Source organism: Exiguobacterium sp. s149 (genome assembly GCF_018618395.1).
Classification (GTDB): Bacteria; Bacillota; Bacilli; order Exiguobacteriales; family Exiguobacteriaceae; genus Exiguobacterium; species Exiguobacterium chiriqhucha.
In genome coordinates this window covers 163,044-182,513 of sequence record NZ_JACSLZ010000001.1, presented here as the reverse complement: position 1 = coordinate 182,513, position 19,470 = coordinate 163,044, and the positions used below count along the sequence as shown (strand labels likewise).

The following is a 19,470-nucleotide window of genomic DNA, read 5'->3' as shown; positions in this document are numbered from 1 at the left end:
GAAACAGACCGCAATGAATTAGGGGGGCTATTTACAGATGAACCGTTATCACTTCGTCGGAATTAAAGGAACGGGCATGAGTCCTTTAGCTCAAATTTTAAATGACATGAATAATGAGGTCCGAGGTTCGGACGTTGACAAAGCATTTTTTACTGAAGAAGCATTGAACCGTAAAGGAATTGAAATCCTTCCGTTTGACCCTGAAAACATTACTGAAGGGCAAATCGTCGTCCAAGGTAACGCCTTCACAGACGATCACCCTGAAGTTGTTCGGGCACGTGAACTCGGATTGACGATATACAAGTACTATGAGTTTCTAGGCGAGTTGGCTGACCACTATACTAGTGTCGCCATCACTGGATCTCACGGGAAAACATCGACGACAGGTCTGTTGGCCCACGTCATGCGTGGCATCGAGCCGACATCATTCTTGATCGGCGATGGTACGGGTGAAGGTGTCGAAGACTCGAAAAACTTCGTCTTCGAGGCTTGTGAGTATAAGCGTCACTTCTTATACTATCGTCCGGACTATGCCATCATGACGAACATCGACTTTGATCATTCTGATTACTTCTCAGGACTCGATGATGTCATCGACGCATTCCAAGAGATGGCCAAGCAAGTGAAGAAAGGCATCATCGCTTGCGGGGATGACGAAAATCTTCAACACATTCAAGCGAACGTGCCAATCGTCTATTACGGTTTTGGCGCTCATAACGACTTCCGCGCCGAGAACGTGAACTCGACGGATAACGGGACGACGTTTGACGTGTATTTGCGTGACGACTTCTATGGGACGTTCCGGATTCCAGGATACGGGAACCATAGCGTCTTGAACGCACTTGCCGTCATCGCGACATGTGACTACGAGAACTTACCGAAAGAGTTGGTCAAAGACCGCCTCGAGACGTTCAACGGCGTGAAACGTCGTTTCAGCGAATCGACGCTCGGAAGCCAAGTGTTAGTGGATGATTATGCCCACCATCCACGGGAAATCAGTGCGACAGTGGAAGCGGCGCGTAAAAAATACGTCGGCCGTGAAGTTGTAGCTATCTTCCAACCGCACACGTACACGCGTCTTAAATCATTCATGGATGATTTCGCTGCGGCATTAGCCGAAGCGGATGCCGTTTACTTGTGTGACATCTTCGGTTCGGCTCGCGAACAAGAAGGTACGGTCACGATTGAAGACCTGCAATCGCGTATCGAAGGCGCGAACGTGTTGAAGCGCGGCGGAACGCAAGTGCTCCAGGCACATGGCAATGCCGTCCTCCTGTTCATGGGGGCTGGGGACATCCAGACCTATCAACGCGAATATGAGAAACACGTCCAACTTGAAGCGTGAATCGAGAGCGAACGGCTGATGCCGTTCGTTTTTTTGTGTTTAACATCGAGCTAAGACGGTAATAATACTAGCGACTGAATTTGGAAAAGGAGATGTTAAGGATGGCAAGTCAAGGCGCACTAAACACATTGAACAAAGAGGTAGCCAACTATGGCCTCTTATTCGTCAAACTGCACAACTACCATTGGTACATTAGCGGCCCTCACTTCTTCACGTATCATGAAAAATTAGAGGAACTGTATAATCTGGTCGCCGAACTGTACGATGACGTGGCGGAACGTCTATTGATGAACGATGGCGAACCGTATGCGACGATGAAGGAGTATCTCGAACATTCGACGCTGCAAGAAGGGGACCGCCACGCGGATACCGAGCAGATGATCAAAGATGTCATCAGCGACTTCAAACAGATTCGCCAAGAGATGCAAGACGCGATGGAGAACTTCGAAGACGGGGACGAAGCCATCGAGGACACATTCGTGTCTCATATCGAACGACTCGAGAAAGAGATTTGGATGATGTCGGCTGCACTCGGCAAAAAGACGAAGCTGTAACGAAAAAACAAGCGTGCCGCCATCGGCACGCTTGTTTTTGTTATTTCAAATTCTCTGGGTTGAGTGGCAAGAGCGAGTCGACGACGAAACGACCGTCCTTACGAATCAAGACGTCATCGAACCAAATCTCACCGCCGCCGTAATCAGGGCGTTGGATATTGACAAGGTCCCAATGAATTGACGAGTTGTTGCCGTTATAAGCGTCGTCATACGCCTGACCCGGTGTAAAGTGGAAACTGCCGTCGATTTTCTCATCGAACAAGATATCCTTCATCGGATGTTGGATGTACGGGTTGACGCCGATGGCGAACTCGCCGACGAAACGTGCCCCTTCGTCCGTATTGAACACTTCATTGATTCGGTCTGTGTCGTTCGCTGTCGCATCGACAATCTTTCCATCTTTGAACGTCAACGACACGTTCTCGAACGTGAAGCCGTGATACGGTGACGGCGTGTTGTACGTGATGACACCGTTGATCGAATCTTTGACCGGCGCTGTGAACACTTCACCGTCCGGAATGTTCATTTGGCCAGAACACTTGATGGCCGGAATGTCTTTAATTGAGAACGTGAGGTCCGTCCCTGGTCCTTTGATTGCGACACGGTCGGTCTCATTCATGAGGCTGACGAGCGCGTCCATGGCCCGGTCCATCTTACCGTAGTCGAGTGTGCAGACGTTGAAGTAGAAGTCTTCGAACGCCTCAGTCGATTTACCAGCGAGTTGTGCCATCGACGGCGATGGATAACGGAGCACGACCCATCTCGTTCCTTTGACGCGGTCCTCGGTATGCATTTTACCGATAGTGGCCCCGACGAGTTTTTGTTGCTCGGCCGGAACGTCTGACAGTTCGTTGATGTTGTCACCGGCACGAAGGCCGATGTAAGCGTCCATCGCTTGCATCTGTTTGCGTTCGATATCGGCCATGAGTTCGAGCTGTTCCCGGCTCGCTCCCGTATAAAGTTTGCGCAAGATGCGGCTCTCTTTCAATAAGACGAACGGATGCCCCCCAGCCTCATACGCCTTTTCGACGAGCGCTTCGACAAGCGATTCCTCGACGCCGAAATTTTCAATGAGAACGCGTTCCCCCGGTTTCAATTCGACTGAATAATTGATTAATCCATCAGCGAGTTGCGTGATTCTTGGATCTCTCATACGAACACCCCTTTTAACTTTTTTAAATTTATTTCTATTTTAGTGTAATCGAAAACATAAAAACGGGTAAAGGAATAATCAGACCGGATGGCGAAAACGGTTGTGACAAATCTTTTGAGTCATAATGGTGCTATAATGAAACCACCACATTATCGAATAGGAGGAATGGATGCATGGAAATCACATTAGGAGGCATTGCAGGGCTCGTCGCAGCACTCGCATTTGTCGTACTCGTATTTTTCTTGGCACGTGTCTTGTCGAACGTCAATCGGACACTCGGCAGCGTCGCCAACACGACTGAAAACTTAGAACGTCAATTAGACGGAATTACAATGGAAGTGACGGCGCTCTTACATAAGACGAACCGTCTCGTGGATAACGTCGAAGAGAAAACGGAATTGCTCGCACCGGTGGCACACGCCCTTGATGAGCTCGGCACGTCACTCAACGAAGTGACAGAGTCGGTACGGACGGTTTCTTCTTCTGTTCACGTAGCAGCAGACGAGAATAAAGAGCAGATTGCCCAAGCGGTACGTTGGGGATCGGTCGCTGTAGAATTATTTAAGAAAAACAAAACAGAAACGTCTTCAGACGAACGACCATCACGTCGTCGCGGCCGTCGGGACCGTAAACAAGAACCGACTACGGTTTCACCAGGGTTGATTGCGACAGACGATACAATCAAATCATAACTATCACAAGGAGGAAGTAACGATGACATACGACAAAAACAAGACATATACGAATGAACAGCAATCAAGCGGTGGGTTTTTAGCAGGTGTCGTCCTCGGCGGCGTGATTGGTGCAGCAGTAGCACTCCTCACATCACCGAAGAGCGGACGTGAAGTACGGACATACCTCGACGAGAAAACGGCGACGTCGCGTGAGCGATTGACCGTCAAGTCGAAAGAAGTTCGTGAAAAAGCAGAACCGGTCGTCGGCGAATGGATTAAAGTAGCGAGCGATAAAGCGGCTCCGGTCTTAAACCTCGTCAAAGACAAGGCCCGTGAAGCGGCTGAATTGAAACAACAAGTCGATGAAGACGAATTGTCAATCGAAGAAGCGATGGAGAAAGCTGACCAACTCGTAGCGGAGGCGGAAGCCGAAGTGAAAGAGCAACTCGATAAGGCTTCAGAAGAGCAGTCGAACGAAGCAAAAGCTTCGAACGAAGCGAAAGCCTCAAATGAGTCAAACGAGTCGTCGAAGTCAGAAGCGTCGACAGACAAACCGAAACAATCAGACAGTAAGCCGAACGCGAACAAATCGAACGCGACGAAATCGGCTGCAAACAAACAAAACACAACGAGCAGCCGTGACCAGTCGGAAGACTATGAGTCAGACTTCGAGGCACCTGTGAAAGACTTGCTCGACGATGAGTCGAAACAAGAATTGAACAACTTGAAGCAAGACCTTAAAAACGGCAACAAATAAGTGATGATGCGTCCGGGACCATCCGGGCGCTTTTTTTGTTGATTTTGTGTCGTCAGCCCATTTCCCTATGACAAAGCGATTAAAGTTCGTTATAATTAGGAATCTGGAAAGAACGGCTTAGAAATGAGAGGGTAATTATGAGTCCACAAGATCAGTTGAATCGATTACGTCGCGAGATGGATGAGTTGAATCGTGAGATGCTCGACTTGCTCAGCCGCCGCGGCACACTCGCTGTTGAGATTGGAAAAGTAAAACGTCTGCAAGGTGTGGAGCGATACGATCCGGTACGTGAACGTGAGATGCTCGACTTCATCGCGGCAGAGAATCCGGGTCCTTTCGAGACGGCTCGCTTGCAACATCTGTTCAAAGAGATGTTTAAAGCTTCGGCCGAACTGCAAGGCGAAGACCGTGACAAGACGTTGCTCGTTTCACGGAAACGCCAAGCCGAAGACACGATCGTCACGCTCGATGATGTCAAAATCGGCAATGGACGTCCGCAACTGATTGCGGGACCATGTGCGGTCGAATCGTTTGAGCAAGTGAACGCCGTCGCTGAGAAATTGGCGCTGTCCGGAGTGAAAATCTTGCGGGGCGGGGCGTACAAGCCACGTACTTCACCATACGACTTCCAAGGTCTCGGCTTCGAGGGATTGAAAATGCTGAAGCAAGCGGCAGATCGTCATGACTTACGGGTCATCTCTGAAATCATGACGCCTGGTGCGGTCGAATCGGCACTTCCATACGTGGACATCATCCAAGTCGGTGCGCGCAATATGCAAAACTTCGACTTGCTGAAAGAAGTCGGGAAGACGGATAAACCGGTGCTCTTGAAGCGTGGCTTATCGGCTACGATTGAAGAGTTCATCTATGCGGCCGAGTACATCATGGCGAGCGGCAACAGCCAAGTCATCTTGTGCGAGCGCGGCATCCGGACATATGAACGGGCGACACGCAACACGCTCGACATCACCGCGGTCCCGATTTTGAAACAAGAGACGCATTTGCCGGTCATGGTCGACGTGACTCACTCGACAGGACGACGCGACTTATTACTGCCAGCGGCCAAAGCGGCGCTTGCAGTCGGGGCGGACGGGGTCATGGTGGAAGTACACCCGAACCCGGCCATCGCCTTATCGGATGCCCAGCAACAACTCGATTTCGATCAGTTCGATCAATTCGTGGACGGGCTAACGGCCCAGTTCCCTCAACTTGATTTGGTGAAAAAGTAAGCTTTCCAATTGGAAACGTTTTATATAGCGTGAAGACAGGGTAAAATGATGACAGATACCTGTCTTCCTTTTTTGACACGTTTTTTGAAAATCGTTTGAAAATCATTGCTTGTAGGAGGAGTTTTAATGAATAGTAACAATGTAACCATCTATGATGTCGCACGAGAAGCCGGGGTGTCGATGGCAACCGTCTCACGCGTCGTCAACGGAAACCCGAACGTCAAACCGACGACCCGCAAGAAAGTCCAGGATGCGATTGACCGTCTCGGCTATCGTCCGAACGCTGTCGCACGTGGACTGGCCAGTAAGAAGACGACGACGGTCGGCGTCATCGTCCCAGACATCTCGAACATCTTCTTCGCAGACCTTGCTCGCGGAATCGAGGACGTCGCGACGATGTACAAGTACAACATCATCCTCGGGAACTCGGACTCGAACCGTGACAAAGAGATCCATTTGTTGAACACATTGCTCGGGAAACAAGTCGACGGCATCATTTTCATGGGCGGTCGTCTGCATGAAGACCTCGTCAACGAGTTTAAAAAGTCACCGGTCCCAATCGTCCTCGCGGCGACACTCAACCAAGGGTATGACCTCCCTGCGGTCAATATCGATTATGAGCAAGCGGCATACGATGCGACCGAAATGTTGATTGGCCACGGCCATAAACAAGTCGGCTTCATCACAGGTCCACTCGAGCAACAAATCAATGGCGAGAAGAAATTCTCTGGTTACCGCCGTGCCCTTGACGACGCCGGACTCCCGTTCCGTGAGAGTGACGTCGTCCTTGGGAATTACACGTACGCATCAGGCCTTGAGGCGATGCAGAAGATGCTCGAACGTGACGATTGCCCGAAAGCGATTTTCGCCGGTACGGATGAGATGGCACTCGGTGTCATTCACGCGATTCAAGACGCCGGTTTCTCGGTCCCGAACGATTTTGAAGTCGTCGGCCATGATAACACGCGTCTCGCTACGATGATTCGTCCGAAATTGACGACGGTCGTCCAACCGATGTATGACATCGGTGCCGTTGCCATGCGTCTCTTGACGAAAATCTTGAATGCGGAAGAAGTCGAAGAGAAGAACGTTGTCTTGCCGCACCGCATCGAACGTCGCGATTCGGTACGTCAAGACTGAATAAAAATCCCCTCGCCTGTCGGAGTCACTCCGCGGACGAGGGGATTTTTTTAGACATATAGTGATTTGCGATCGTTCGAAATGAACGGCCAGAACGCCCGTTTCGTCACTTCCCAATTTTTCTCCTCAATTTGTTGGCGTCGGGGAATATGTTGGAACGTGTACGGATGGTCATCCCAACGTGTCGGCAAGGCTAAATCCGCTTTGTCCTGCCACTGCTCGATCCATTCGGGCGGAATGTCGCCGCTGTACGGCGCCTCGCGCGTCAGTCCGGCCCACACTTGCGCCCAAGCCCGGGGTACGGTCCGATACCAATCATAGCCGCCGCCGCCGAGGGCGACGAGTCTTCCTTCCGTATACTCGTCGGCAAGTCGAGAGGCTATTTGAGGAATCTGTTCGAACGTCCGAATCGTCGAGGCAAGGTGTGTCAACGGATCAAAGGCATGGGCGTCGGCACCGTTCTGCGTCACGATGATATCCGGCTTGAACCATTCGCACGCTTCCCGGAACACTGTCTCGTAACAGCGCAAGAACGACTCGTCTTGGGTGAACGCATCGACCGGGACGTTCCAGCTATAGCCGTACCCATTCCCGTTGCCGCGCTCTGTGACGGCTCCTGTCCCCGGGAACAGGTAGCGGCCGGTCTCGTGGATAGATAACGTCATCACATCGTCATCGTCATAAAACAGCCATTGGACGCCGTCTCCGTGGTGGGCGTCAGTATCGACATAGAGGACCCGGATGCCGTACGCTTTACGGACGTGGGCGATGGCGACCGCCGCGTCGTTATACACGCAAAATCCAGACGCTTTCCGCCTCATCCCGTGATGGAGGCCGCCCCCGACGTGAAAGGCGCGCTCCAGTTTACCGCTCGCGACCAAATCAAGCGCGTGAACGGTGCCCCCGACGAGCCGGGCCGCTCCTTCATGGATGGTTGGGAAAATCGGCGTGTCTTCAGTGCCGAGGCCGAACTTGTTCGCTTTCAATGTCGACAGCTCACCGGCCGCCGCCGCTTGAACCGCTTCGATATAATCAAGGTCATGGACGAGCGCGAGCGACTCGACCGAGGCGAGGGGCGGGGCGATACACTCGGAAGCCTGAAGTTTACCTGAGGCGATGAGCAGGGACGTCGTCAGCTCCAGGCGGACCGGATTGAACGGATGATCCGCATGGAAGCGGTACGAGTTCTCGTTCTCCCCGAATATGTAGGCCGGTCTCATTGGGACATCTCCGGACCGAGCACGTCATAACCCTCGCGTTTCAACCGTTCGATGATGCGGAGCGGATTCATCGTCTGGACGCGGAACGAGATGATGCGTTTATATGGGTCGGGCGTCGGGTGAACGAACACGTTGATGATGTTGACGTTCGTCTTGGCGAGGAGCCGGGTCACTTTCTCGAGCGTCCCCGTCGTGTTCTCGACCAAGAGCTCAATCTGAGAGCTCGGCTCGAGCGCGCCCGTCAATTGGACGAAGTAACGCAATAAGTCTGTCTCGGTCAAGACGCCGACGAGTTTGCCTTGTTCGACGATCGGCAGGCAGGTCAGGCGATACTCATAAAACAGAGCGGCCGCATCTTCGAAGAAGTCGTACGGATGTGCCGTCGTCACATCTTGACGCATGATGCTCGAAACGGGGTTTTTGAAGTCGGCGCTCTCACTCTCCGGATGGAACACGCTCGTCGCTCCGCTCATCTCGAACTGGCCGACGATTCCGACGACTTGTTGGGCCGGGTTGGTGACGATGAGATGGCGCACTTGATGATCACGCATGAGCTTGGCCGCATGGGCGATCGTGTTGGTCGGTTGAATCGTCACGACATGACGGTTCATCATTTGTTCAATCAACATCCAGTTCCCTCCTTAGTCATACATGAATCGGCGCCGCAGCCGGAGCGAATCGAAATGGTCGATCGTTTCTTGCCGGACGTTCTTGCCAATCCGTGCCATGAGACAGTTGGCCGGATGCGAGGCAATCTCGGGGTCATCGGTCGGGAAGAAGACGAGTCCGCCGTGGTTCATCATCTTTTCCATCACTTTCCGATAGTCCCAGATAGAGAGCCCGCTCCCTTTCAAGTCCCAGTGCCAATAATATTCGGTCGTCAAAATCAAGAAGTCATCCATATGCGCGTCCATCATCGACACTTCGAGCAGTTGCTTGCCAATCCGTTGGCCACGGAAGCGCGGGCTCACTTCGATCGCGCCGAGCTCGAGGATATAGGGGTCGTTCCCTTCGCTCCAACGTTCATATGGGTCCGGATATAAATACGTGACATAACCGATGACGAGGTCATCGACGCGGGCCACGATGATGCGGCCTTCTTTCAAGTCAGCGATTTCGACGAGCGCCTTGTGTTGGTCCTCAGGTTCACGAAATGCGGTCAATCCCTCATCGAGCCTATACGTGGCCAACACGTCGCTCTCGATCGGTCCATCGATGATTACGGCTCCTAGTGAGGTTTCCCACACCTTTGAATGATATTGTTTTTCCATGGAGTCACCACCTTTTCCACCTTCTATTATAGCGCTTTCATTTAGCTTGTTTCACACTCTTTTGGAGATTTTGGAAATTCATTGATTTGTCATAATATTAACACTATACTGAAAGTGGTTATACCATTCATTACAGGGGAGGCGAATCTTTAGCGATGGAAAAATTGAAAGCGTTATCAGGGGAACATCAATTGGCGTCGTATGAAGATGCTTGTCAGTCGTTCGAGTGGACACAAGCAGAAGCATTATTTTCTTGGGATTTGACGGGGAACGTCAACACGGCGTACGAAGCAATCGACCGTCACGCAGAAGGTGAACTCGCCACGAAGCTGGCGTTGCTCTATTTCGATGGGGAACGAGAAGAGCGCTACACGTATGAGGACATGAAACGAGAAAGCAATCGGGCCGGAAACGTTCTGAAATCGGTTGGAGTGGAGAAAGGCGACCGCGTCTTCATCTTCATGCCACGGAGTCCAGAACTTTATTTTATTTTGCTCGGTACACTCAAGCTCGGGGCGATCGTCGGTCCGTTGTTTGAGGCGTTCATGGAGCAAGCCGTCCACGACCGTCTGCTCGACTCGGAAGCGAAAGTCATCGTCACGACCGAGGCGCTCCTACCGCGTATACCGGTCGATCAACTCCCGCACTTGGAGACGATTTTAATCGTCGGTGACGAGGTAAAAGAGGCAGGGAAAATCATCGACTACCGCAAATTGGCGGGTGATGCCTCGACCGATCTCGACATCACGTGGGTCGACCGCGAAGACGGTATGATTTTGCATTATACGTCAGGGTCGACCGGGAAACCGAAAGGTGTCTTGCATGTCCATAACGCCATGGTGCAGCATTTGATGACCGGCAAATGGGTGCTCGACTTGCAACCGGATGACATTTACTGGTGCACAGCCGATCCAGGTTGGGTGACGGGTACGAGCTACGGGATTTTCGCACCTTTCTTAAACGGGGCGACGAACGTGATCGTCGGGGGACGATTCAATCCTGAGTTCTGGTATTCGGTCATCGAACGGTTCGGTGTCACGGTCTGGTACAGCGCGCCGACAGCGTTCCGGATGCTCATGGGTGCCGGAGAAGAGGCGTTTGAAAAATATGATTTGTCGTCACTCCGCCATATCCTGTCGGTCGGAGAACCGCTCAATCCGGAAGTCATTCGTTGGGGGAACGAATCGTTCGGATTGCGGATTCATGACACGTGGTGGATGACAGAGACCGGTGCGATGATGATTTGCAATTATCCGACGATGGATATCAAACCGGGGTCGATGGGCAAAGCTATCCCGGGTTGTGAAGCGGCCATCTTAGACGACCGAGGTCAACCACTCCCGCCGCACCGGATGGGCAACTTGGCACTCAAGACGCCATGGCCGTCGATGATGCGGAAAATTTGGAAGAATGACGCCAAGTATGAGAGCTACTTCTGGGGTGACTGGTACGTCTCGGGTGACTCGGCGTATATGGACGAGGACGGTTACTTCTGGTTCCAAGGCCGCGTCGATGACGTCATCATGACGGCAGGGGAGCGGGTCGGTCCGTTCGAAGTCGAGAGCCGTCTCGTCGAGCACCCAGCTGTCGCCGAGGCCGGTGTCATCGGGAAACCGGACCCGGTACGCGGGGAGATCATCAAGGCGTTCATCGCGCTCCGTAAAGGCTATGAGCCGTCGGACGAGTTGAAGGCGGAGATTCAAAAATTCGTCAAAGAAGGTCTCGCGGCTCACGCGGCTCCGCGTGAGATCGAGTTCAAAGACAAATTGCCGAAAACGCGAAGCGGGAAAATCATGCGTCGCGTCTTGAAAGCATGGGAGTTGAACCTCGAGACGGGTGACTTATCGACAATGGAAGATTGATCGACAAAAGGTCGACACGCGACGTGTCGACCTTTCTTGTCGGATTAGGCGCCGTCTGCAGCTTCGGCGTCTTCTTTCTTCTTGTCTTCCTCAGCCTTTTTCTCAGCTTCGGCTTTCTTCTTTGCTTCTTCTTCAGCTTTCTTCTTATCAGCTTCCGCTTTTTTCTTTGCGTCGGCTTCTGCTTTCGCTTTTGCGTCAGCCGCTGCCTTTTCCTTCGCAGCAGCGTCAGCTTCCTGTTTCTGTTCTTCAGCCTCTTGTTTCTTCTCTTCGGCTTCTTCTTTCTTCTTCGCCTCTTCTTCGGCTTTCTTCTTCGCTTCCTCTTCCTTCTTCTTCTTCTCTTCGACTTTTTTCTTCTCAGAGAATGAACCAGAGTCACCGAAGTCGCCAGCTCTTACGCTAGCCGGTTGTACGAAGCGAGCGTTCGAATTGAACACTTCTGGACGATCGAGATAGACGTTGTTGGCAATCTTAGACCACATACCTTGTGTCCGTTGGTAGTAACGGCCATAGACACCTCCGTCTGTCAAACCATTTTCTTTATCATAACCGGTCCAGACGGCAAGAGTGACACCTGGCGTCGAACCGACCAAGTAGGAGTCGCGACGATCTTGGGTGGTTCCGGTTTTGCCCATCCAGTCACCTGGGACGTTCAAGAGCGAGTTGGCATACGTCGCTGTTCCTGACGTGTAGACGTCACGGAGCATATCGACAATCAAGTAGGCTGTACGATCCGAATAGATGCGTGTCTTCTTCGGATTTTTCTCGTAAATGACTTCGCCTTGGTACTCGACACGGTCGATGATATACGGTTCGACGTGTTCACCGCCGTTGGCGAGCATCGCATAACCCGAAGCAAGGGAGGCTAACTTAACTGAACTAACACCGAGTGCCATTGATGGGGCATCACGCGTATCTTCAGGAACATTCATGCCCATTTGGAGCAGTTTCTCCGTGGCCCCTCTGAAATCGCCTTGTTCTTCGTAAATTTTAACGGCAGGAACGTTTCGAGATTGTTTCAGCGCATCACGAGCTGTCATCGGTCCTCGGAACGTCAAGTCTTCATTGTTAATTTCAACGGTGTTCGGATTTGAACCATTTTGATATTTGTACTTTTCATCAATGATGACGGTGTCCGTCGTGATGAATCCTTTCTCGATTGCATTCGCATAAACGAGTAGCGGTTTCGCCGTCGATCCAATTTGACGTTCCATTTGACGGGCGCGATTAAAGTCATCGGCCTTGCCGTTTACGTAGCGACCACCGACAAATCCGAGGATGCGACCGGTCTTGTTCTCGAGCATAATGGCTGCCGTTTGCTCCGGACCTTGGTCAGGGTCGACTTTCGGTGAGTTGTTAGGTCCGAAGTTATTGACGTTTCGGGCCGGCTGTTGCATCGATTCGTGGACTTGTTTATCAAGCGACAAATGAATCTTGTATCCACCTTGGCGGAGTGCGTTGTGAGCGCGACGTCCGTACGTGCTCGTAATTTCTTTGCGCTCTTCTGCGCTCAATTCGTTCACGTTCACGCCGTCTTGTTTAAGCATGTGGTCCCGAACGATAATGAGGGCATCTTCTTCAGCCCATTGCACGACATATGGATAGCGGTCACGCGGCTTCGATTGCGTCTTCATGAAGTCTTTTGTGATGTCGTAGTTGTATGCGGCATCATATTCTTCTTTTGTGATTTTCTTGGCCACGTACATCCGGTTGAGTACCGTCTTCATACGATTGATAGCCGGTGCCACGTCCTCTTTAATGACACCGCCTTGGTAGTACGGTGTGTACAAGAACGGGTTTTTCGGAATCCCGGCGAGGAAAGCAGCTTGTGGCAACGTCAACTTCTCAGCCGATGTGTTGAAGACACCGCGAGCGGCCGCTTCAATCCCTGAGATGTTGCGTCCCATCGAGTTTCGCCCGAATGAGACGACGTTCAAGTACGCGTTCAAGATCTCATCTTTGTTCATTGCTTTCTCGAGGCGAAGGGCGAGTAAAATCTCTTTCGCTTTTCGTTCGAACGACACCTCGTTCGTCAGCATTTGGTTCTTGATGAGCTGTTGGGTGAGCGTTGAGCCACCGGTCCGGTCTTCAGACCCGGTCGCTTCTTGTAAGATGGCGCGGAGCGTCGCTTTCGGGACGACACCATCGTGTTCGTAAAACTCGACGTCCTCTGTGGCGAGCAACGCGTCGACGACGAACGGAGAGACTTTATCGACGGCAACCGGAACCCGTACTTCATCCGTCGTATAGTTTCCGATTCGTTCACCGCTTCCAAAATAAATGTCAGAAGTCGATGAGTAGGTGTTGATTTGTGACGTCATCGTCTTATATGCAGGTGCCGGCATATCCTTGACGAGAGAAGCGAAATACCCCGCTCCGATCCCGGCGCCTAAAAATCCAATGAGAACGACCGATATAATCGTTAGGAGCAGGACGTTCCACGACACATCGTAAAATACATTGGCATAACGGCGGGCTTTCAAGGACTTAGGTTGGTTCCATATGTCTCGAATCTTTTGCAGCATGACAGCCTCCTTAATATGGTGTAAAACTATTTTGGACAGTAATATATACGATTATAGCACAACTCGTTGCCGACCTTCCTCCCAATCCACTGTCGGATGCAAGTTTCCATCTTCCAGTTGACAATTTGGAAATGGAACTTATAAAATGTAAAGCATAGTCCATAAACAAAGACGCTATGAAGAAAGCGAAGTAGTCGACTGACCGCTTGTCCAGAAAGCTAGTGGGTGCTGTGAACTAGCCAATGTCAATCGATGAATTACACTTTTGGAGCGTGCCGTTCGGCCGGGTCGAGACCGTTATCTCTCGCTACAAGTGGCCACAACTGTGGCAATTAGGGTGGTACCGCGGAATCTCCGTCCCTTCTCATATGAGAAGGGACGTTTTTTTATGTCAATCGAAGGAGTGGAACAGATGGAATTATTGAAGGATTTAGAATTTCGAGGTCTCGTCAACCAATTGACGGACGAAGCAGGGTTAGCTGAACAACTAAAAAAACCGACGGCATTATACACGGGATTCGACCCGACGGCGGACTCGCTCCATATCGGGCACTTGCTCCCGATTTTGACGCTCAAACGTTTCCAAGAGGCGGGACATCACGTCATCGCTCTCGTCGGTGGGGCGACCGGCATGATCGGTGACCCGTCCGGTCGTTCGGACGAGCGTTCGCTCAACACGCTCGACACGGTCAAAGAATTTTCGGATCGCATTAAAGACCAATTGAGCCGTTTCCTCCCGCTTGAAGGTGAAAATCCGATCTCAATCCGCAACAACTACGAGTGGACGGAAGAGTTGTCGATTATCGACTTCTTGCGTGATATCGGGAAACACTTCCCGATCAGCTACATGCTCGCCAAAGATTCGGTCGACTCGCGTTTGGAGAAAGGAATCTCGTACACGGAATTCTCATACATGCTGTTACAATCGTTCGACTTCTTGAAGTTGTACGAAAACGAGAACTGCCGCCTTCAAGTCGGGGGCAGCGACCAGTGGGGCAACATCACGGCCGGTCTCGAACTCATCCGCCGCTTCGGTCACTCGGAGAAGGCGTTCGGGTTGACGGTGCCACTCGTGACGAAGTCGGACGGTCAAAAGTTCGGGAAGACGGCGGGTGGTGCAGTCTGGCTCGATGCCGACAAGACGACACCGTACGAGTTTTACCAGTTCTGGATTAACGTCGACGACGCTGACGTCATCAAGTTCATCAAATACTTCACGTTCATGTCGCACGAAGACATCTTGGCGCTCGAAGCAGAAGTGGCCGCTGCACCTGAGAAGCGTGCCGCCCAACGTCGCCTCGCCGAAGAGATGACGAAGCTCGTCCATGGAGAAGCGGGTCTTGATCAAGCGCAACGTATCACGACTGCCTTCTTTAGTGGCGACTTGAAAACGCTCAAACCAGAAGACATGGATGCCGCATTCAAGGGCATGCCACAGTTCGAGCTCGAAGGCGAGCGCAACCTTGTCGACATTCTCGTCGAAGCGAAGATTGCACCATCGAAACGTCAAGCCCGTGAAGACGTTCAAAACGGGGCGATTTACTTGAACGGGGAGCGGGAACAGTCGCTCGATAAAATGGTGACACGCGCCGATACGCTAGGTGAGTTCACCATCATCCGTCGCGGTAAGAAAAAATACTTCGTGATCCGTCACGTCTGATGCATGCGTCCATGTCCGCCAATGTTGCGAACATGGACGTTTTTTTCTGACTCAACATCGATTCGGTCTGCTACGATAGCAAGTATAGACGACAAGGAGGCTTTGTTATGGACATCGAAGAATTTTTTGGCGAGCAGTTCCATCAATGGCGGGAGCGATTCCGGTACTACGAGATGGCAATCACTGAACTCGAGAGCGATCTCGGCATCATCGACCTCGATTGGCAGACGCGGCTCGGCTATTCGCCGATTGAACACGTGAAGACGAGGATGAAGACGTTGCCGTCCATCATTCGGAAGATGAATCAAAAAGGGCTTCCCCTAGAAGTGGAAGCGCTGTGGGACAATATATCTGACGTCGCCGGAGTGCGGATCGTCACGAGTTTTCGTGATGACATCTACGCCATCCTCGATCATTTGAAAAAACGGGACGATTTAGAAATTGATGAGATTAAGGATTACATCCAACATCCGAAACCGAGCGGCTATCGGAGCTTGCATCTCATCGTCCGAACGAAAGTGTATTTGGCGGAACGCGTCATCTGGGTGCCAGCCGAGATTCAAATTCGCACGCTCGCCATGGACTTTTGGGCGGCGACGGAGCATAAGCTTCATTATAAATACCAGGACGTCGTCCCGGAGGCGTCGAAACTCGAGTTGATTGAAGCGGCGAAGATGGCGGATGCGCTCGATACCCAGATGGGCCGGATTCGTGAACAGATTTTAAAGAAATAAAAAAATCCCCTTTCCTGCCGAGGCAGGGAAGGGGATAAAAGCATTAACGTGAGTAGTACTCAACGATGAGTTGCTCTTTGATTTGGTCGTTCAATTCAGCGCGCTCAGGAAGACGTACGAATGTACCTTCGAGCTTCTCAGCATCGAATGTGACGTAGTCTTTTGTAGCTGGTGCTACTTCGAGAGCTTCAGCGATCGCTTTGAAGTTTTTAGACTTCTCGCGAACTGAGATGACTTGACCTGGTTTTACACGGTAAGACGCGATGTCTACACGTGAACCGTCAACTTGGATGTGACCGTGGTTGACGAGTTGGCGCGCTCCGCGACGTGTGCGAGCGAGACCCATACGGTAAACGAGGTTGTCAAGGCGTGACTCGAGCAAGAACATGAAGTTCTCACCGTGGATACCTTGCATTTTCCCAGCATCGTTGAAGATGCGACGGAATTGCTTCTCGTTGATTCCGTACATGTGACGGAGTGCTTGCTTCGCTTGAAGCTGAAGACCGTATTCAGAGATTTTACGACGACCATTTCCGTGTTGACCTGGTGCGTAAGGACGTTTTGCTAATTCTTTACCCGTTTCGCTAAGCGAGATGCCTAAGCGACGCGAGAGTTTCCAAGCTGGACCTGTGTAACGAGCCATGTTGGACTCCTCCTTGTTGTTCATGTATTTTGCACAAAAGAACAACGGTGTCAAAGACGGGTGACGCCCCTTTCTAGGTTCAAGCACCTTCACTTGATAGCGAAGCTACGAGATGCTCCTCCGACTCAGTCGAGGCCCGAAAGGTGGATACGTCTGTCAATGACTGCTATCGTCATTTCATGCACAAAAATCAGTATACGACGAAACGATTCGCTTGTCAATCAGATGAAGCGAAGTAATGTCTGGCAAAATTGCTCGAGCCCTTGACGGTCGATGTCTGAGAAACGATCGAACTCGGGGCTGTCGATATCGAGGACGCCAATCGTCTTGCCGTCTCGGACGAGAGGGACAACGATTTCCGAGTTAGAAGCCGCGTCACAAGCGATGTGGCCCGGGAATTGATGGACGTCTGCGATAAGCTGTGTCTCTTGCGTCGAGGCTGCCGTGCCGCAGACACCTTTGCCGAACGCGATATGGACACAAGCCGGAAGGCCTTGGAACGGTCCGAGGATGAGGGCGTCTTCTCCCTCAGTTAAATAGAAGCCGACCCAGTTGATGCGGTCGAGGAACTGGTTGAGCAAGGCGCTCGCGTTCGATAAGTTGGCGACACGGTTCGTCTCACCTTCTAAAAGTGCTGCCAGCTGTTTATTGAGCAGGTCGTAACCAGCGGCCAAGTCGCCAGTGTAAGTCGTTGTTTGGAACATGTGATTCCCTCCTATTAATAAATGCAAGATGAATTAGCATTATGGTACACGCATTTTTTCGGTTTGTCTTCTCAAAAGATTCGTGTGAAAAATAACATTCTCTCCCTAAACCGTTGGAAAACCTATGCAAATCATTGGTTCTATAATATGATTAGTATTATCTATACTCATAAAATACTTCATTTATTCATTTAGATACATAAGTCCATGAAAGCGGCTTGGAGGTTGTGACAGAGATGGATTACGGAATCTACGGAATTTTAATTGGAATCATTGTCATCGCATTAGGGGCCATGCTGGGAAGCATGCTCGTGCGAAGGAATTTTTACCAGAAAATTGATGATTTAGACATGCGCAAACAAAGTGTGCTCAGCGCCAGTGTGCCGGCTGAACTGCAGAAGTTCAAACAATGGCCGATGGAAGGTGAGACGAAAGAAAAGTTCGAACGATGGCATCAGTCGTGGGACGAACTCGTCAGCGTACATACGGGACAAATCGATGAGGCGCTCTATCATGCCGAAGAAGATTTGGACAAATATCGCTTCCTTAAAGTGAAATCCGATTTGAACGCGACGGAACAGTTGATTGAAGAGCTCGAGTCGATGGTACACGCCATGCTCGATGAGATGGATGAGTTCAATCAACACCATTCGTCGCTTCTCGATATCGTCAAAAAAGACGAGAAAGAGTTGTATCAATTCCGGAAGACACTCGTCGCCCAAAACAGTGCGTTTGGCCCGACATACGAGCTCGTCGAGTCTGAAATCGCGGCAGCGGAAGCGAAGCGGACCGAGATGATCACGTTGAAGCAGGAAGGACAAGTGTCGGAGGCGTATATCGCCGGCCAAGTCTTGTCTGAGAAAGTGACGAAGATTCGTGAACTCGTCGGCGTCATCCCGCAGTTCGTGCGCACGGTGCAAATCGATTTGAAACAACAGCTCAACCAGTTGCGCTCGGGTCATAAAGAGATGCAAATGGACGGCTACGCGCTTGAGCCGCTCGGTTTAATGGAAGAGATCGAGCAAGCGGAAGATCGCCGGGCCGCGCTCATGGACCGGATTGAACAACTCGACTTCGATCATTTCGAGATGGACATGCAACAGCTCAGCTCGGACATCGATCAGCTGTTCGAAGCGTTCCGGACCGAAGTCGATGCACGCCAATACGTGAAAAAAGAATTCGCGACCGTGAAAGAACGTGACCGCCAGACGAGTGAAGTCATGGCTCGTCTCCATCAAGAGATGACCCGCCTCGTCAGCAATTACGAGATTAATGCCCGTGTCGGCGAAGAGTTTGAACAGCTCGAAAGGGAGCGTGCGACGCTCACAGCGAACGTACTCGACATCGAACAGGCGCTCGTCGCCCAGATGATTCCGTTCAGCATGATTAAATCGAAAGTACAAGAAGCGAAACGTTCGCTCGATCAGTTCAGTGCGATGCATGAACGGTTCATCGAGAACACGAACTCCCTTCGCAAAGAAGAACTCGAAGTCCGCAACAAACTCGAGTCATGGAAGCGCGAACTGTCTGCCCATCGCCGTTTGCTCGCGAAGAGCGCCATGCCGGTCGTTCCGACTGATTTGACGAGCGATATGCGCCAGTTGCAAAAAGGCGTGCAATCGTTGGATGAACAGTTCGAGAAAGCACCGTTTAATATGACGTATATCGTCGGCCTCAGCCACGACGTCGAAGAGACGATGGACAACTTCCGGGACCGGGTCAAAGCGCTCTTGCGCCAAGTCACGTACGCCGAACAGCTTCTGCAGTATGCGAACCGCTATCGCCGTCGCGACAACGAGGTGCATATCGCCTTGACGCTCGCCGAGAACAAGTTTTTACATGGTGAGTATGGGACGGCCGTCGAGATTGGCGAGCGTGTCCTCGGACGTTTCGATGAAGGTGCGGCCCGTGAGATTCGCCAACGCGTTGAAAAAGGATTGGAACAGCAAGAGCTATTACGAAAATAATGATGCATGAAGATTGACGTAAACGGGAATTAACG

The 19,470-nt window shown here is 51.4% G+C and carries 17 protein-coding genes and 1 other annotated feature; of the genes, 10 read left to right on the top strand and 7 right to left on the bottom strand.

Going from position 1 to position 19,470, the window contains the following annotated elements; genetic code table 11:
* The first annotated feature begins 37 nt into the window (after positions 1-37).
* Positions 38-1,345: a UDP-N-acetylmuramate--L-alanine ligase gene (gene murC / locus KNP81_RS00910; protein WP_214717568.1), complete on the top strand. Its 1,308-nt coding sequence runs from the start codon at positions 38-40 to the stop codon at positions 1,343-1,345.
* Positions 1,346-1,446: 101 nt separating this feature from the next.
* A complete protein-coding gene (locus KNP81_RS00905) occupies positions 1,447-1,899 on the top strand; it encodes a Dps family protein (RefSeq protein ID WP_021065585.1) in 453 nt (150 codons plus the stop codon).
* A gap of 40 nt (positions 1,900-1,939) precedes the next feature.
* Here the strand turns inward: KNP81_RS00905 and KNP81_RS00900 are convergent, their stop codons facing one another.
* On the bottom strand, positions 1,940-3,052 hold the full coding sequence (locus KNP81_RS00900; RefSeq protein ID WP_214717566.1) for an aminopeptidase: 1,113 nt from the start codon (positions 3,050-3,052) through the stop codon (positions 1,940-1,942).
* A 173-nt stretch (positions 3,053-3,225) separates the two neighbouring features.
* Here KNP81_RS00900 and KNP81_RS00895 point away from each other — a divergent pair, with 173 nt between their 5' ends.
* From KNP81_RS00895 to ccpA, 4 genes are all read left to right on the top strand, one after another.
* Positions 3,226-3,744 carry a DUF948 domain-containing protein gene (locus KNP81_RS00895; RefSeq protein WP_021065587.1) on the top strand — a complete coding sequence of 173 codons (519 nt, stop codon included), beginning with the start codon at positions 3,226-3,228 and terminating at the stop codon, positions 3,742-3,744.
* A 22-nt stretch (positions 3,745-3,766) separates the two neighbouring features.
* Positions 3,767-4,483 (top strand): YtxH domain-containing protein, encoded by a 717-nt coding sequence (locus KNP81_RS00890; RefSeq protein WP_214717564.1) that lies wholly within the window; start codon positions 3,767-3,769, stop codon positions 4,481-4,483.
* Positions 4,484-4,620: 137 nt separating this feature from the next.
* A complete protein-coding gene (locus tag KNP81_RS00885; protein WP_214717562.1) occupies positions 4,621-5,712 on the top strand; it encodes a bifunctional 3-deoxy-7-phosphoheptulonate synthase/chorismate mutase in 1,092 nt (363 codons plus the stop codon).
* Positions 5,713-5,838: 126 nt separating this feature from the next.
* On the top strand, positions 5,839-6,852 hold the full coding sequence (ccpA, locus tag KNP81_RS00880) for a catabolite control protein A (RefSeq protein ID WP_021065590.1): 1,014 nt from the start codon (positions 5,839-5,841) through the stop codon (positions 6,850-6,852).
* Positions 6,853-6,902: 50 nt separating this feature from the next.
* On the opposite strand, the gene KNP81_RS00875 is transcribed toward ccpA, so the two are convergent.
* Genes KNP81_RS00875 through KNP81_RS00865 form a run of 3 tightly spaced genes read right to left on the bottom strand, consistent with a single transcriptional unit; the run spans position 6,903 to position 9,343 of the window.
* On the bottom strand, positions 6,903-8,072 hold the full coding sequence (locus KNP81_RS00875; protein WP_214717558.1) for an acetoin utilization protein AcuC: 1,170 nt from the start codon (positions 8,070-8,072) through the stop codon (positions 6,903-6,905).
* Positions 8,069-8,701, bottom strand: a complete 633-nt coding sequence (locus tag KNP81_RS00870) for an acetoin utilization AcuB family protein (RefSeq protein WP_214717556.1) — start codon at positions 8,699-8,701, stop codon at positions 8,069-8,071. Before KNP81_RS00870 ends, KNP81_RS00875 begins: the two co-directional genes overlap by 4 nt.
* A gap of 12 nt (positions 8,702-8,713) precedes the next feature.
* Entirely contained in the window at positions 8,714-9,343 is a 630-nt protein-coding gene (locus KNP81_RS00865; protein ID WP_029595165.1) for a GNAT family N-acetyltransferase, read from the bottom strand.
* Positions 9,344-9,498: 155 nt separating this feature from the next.
* Here KNP81_RS00865 and acsA point away from each other — a divergent pair, with 155 nt between their 5' ends.
* Positions 9,499-11,205 carry an acetate--CoA ligase gene (acsA, locus tag KNP81_RS00860; protein ID WP_214717554.1) on the top strand — a complete coding sequence of 569 codons (1,707 nt, stop codon included), beginning with the start codon at positions 9,499-9,501 and terminating at the stop codon, positions 11,203-11,205.
* Positions 11,206-11,249: 44 nt separating this feature from the next.
* On the opposite strand, the gene KNP81_RS00855 is transcribed toward acsA, so the two are convergent.
* Complete coding sequence (locus KNP81_RS00855; protein ID WP_214717547.1) at positions 11,250-13,727, bottom strand: transglycosylase domain-containing protein; 2,478 nt, start codon at positions 13,725-13,727, stop codon at positions 11,250-11,252.
* A 167-nt stretch (positions 13,728-13,894) separates the two neighbouring features.
* Positions 13,895-14,092, top strand: a binding site (T-box leader).
* A gap of 47 nt (positions 14,093-14,139) precedes the next feature.
* Here KNP81_RS00855 and tyrS point away from each other — a divergent pair.
* Positions 14,140-15,387 (top strand): tyrosine--tRNA ligase, encoded by a 1,248-nt coding sequence (tyrS, locus tag KNP81_RS00850; protein WP_214717545.1) that lies wholly within the window; start codon positions 14,140-14,142, stop codon positions 15,385-15,387.
* A 107-nt stretch (positions 15,388-15,494) separates the two neighbouring features.
* Positions 15,495-16,121, top strand: coding sequence for a GTP pyrophosphokinase (locus KNP81_RS00845; protein WP_214717543.1), 627 nt, complete (start codon positions 15,495-15,497; stop codon positions 16,119-16,121).
* Positions 16,122-16,164: 43 nt separating this feature from the next.
* Here KNP81_RS00845 and rpsD read toward each other — a convergent pair whose 3' ends face one another.
* Both rpsD and KNP81_RS00835 read right to left on the bottom strand, forming a co-directional pair.
* Positions 16,165-16,764 (bottom strand): 30S ribosomal protein S4, encoded by a 600-nt coding sequence (rpsD, locus tag KNP81_RS00840; protein WP_029595169.1) that lies wholly within the window; start codon positions 16,762-16,764, stop codon positions 16,165-16,167.
* A 221-nt stretch (positions 16,765-16,985) separates the two neighbouring features.
* Positions 16,986-17,468: a GAF domain-containing protein gene (locus tag KNP81_RS00835; protein ID WP_214717541.1), complete on the bottom strand. Its 483-nt coding sequence runs from the start codon at positions 17,466-17,468 to the stop codon at positions 16,986-16,988.
* 236 nt (positions 17,469-17,704) lie between these two features.
* Here KNP81_RS00835 and ezrA point away from each other — a divergent pair, with 236 nt between their 5' ends.
* Entirely contained in the window at positions 17,705-19,435 is a 1,731-nt protein-coding gene (ezrA, locus tag KNP81_RS00830) for a septation ring formation regulator EzrA (protein ID WP_021065600.1), read from the top strand.
* Positions 19,436-19,470: the final 35 nt, after the last annotated feature.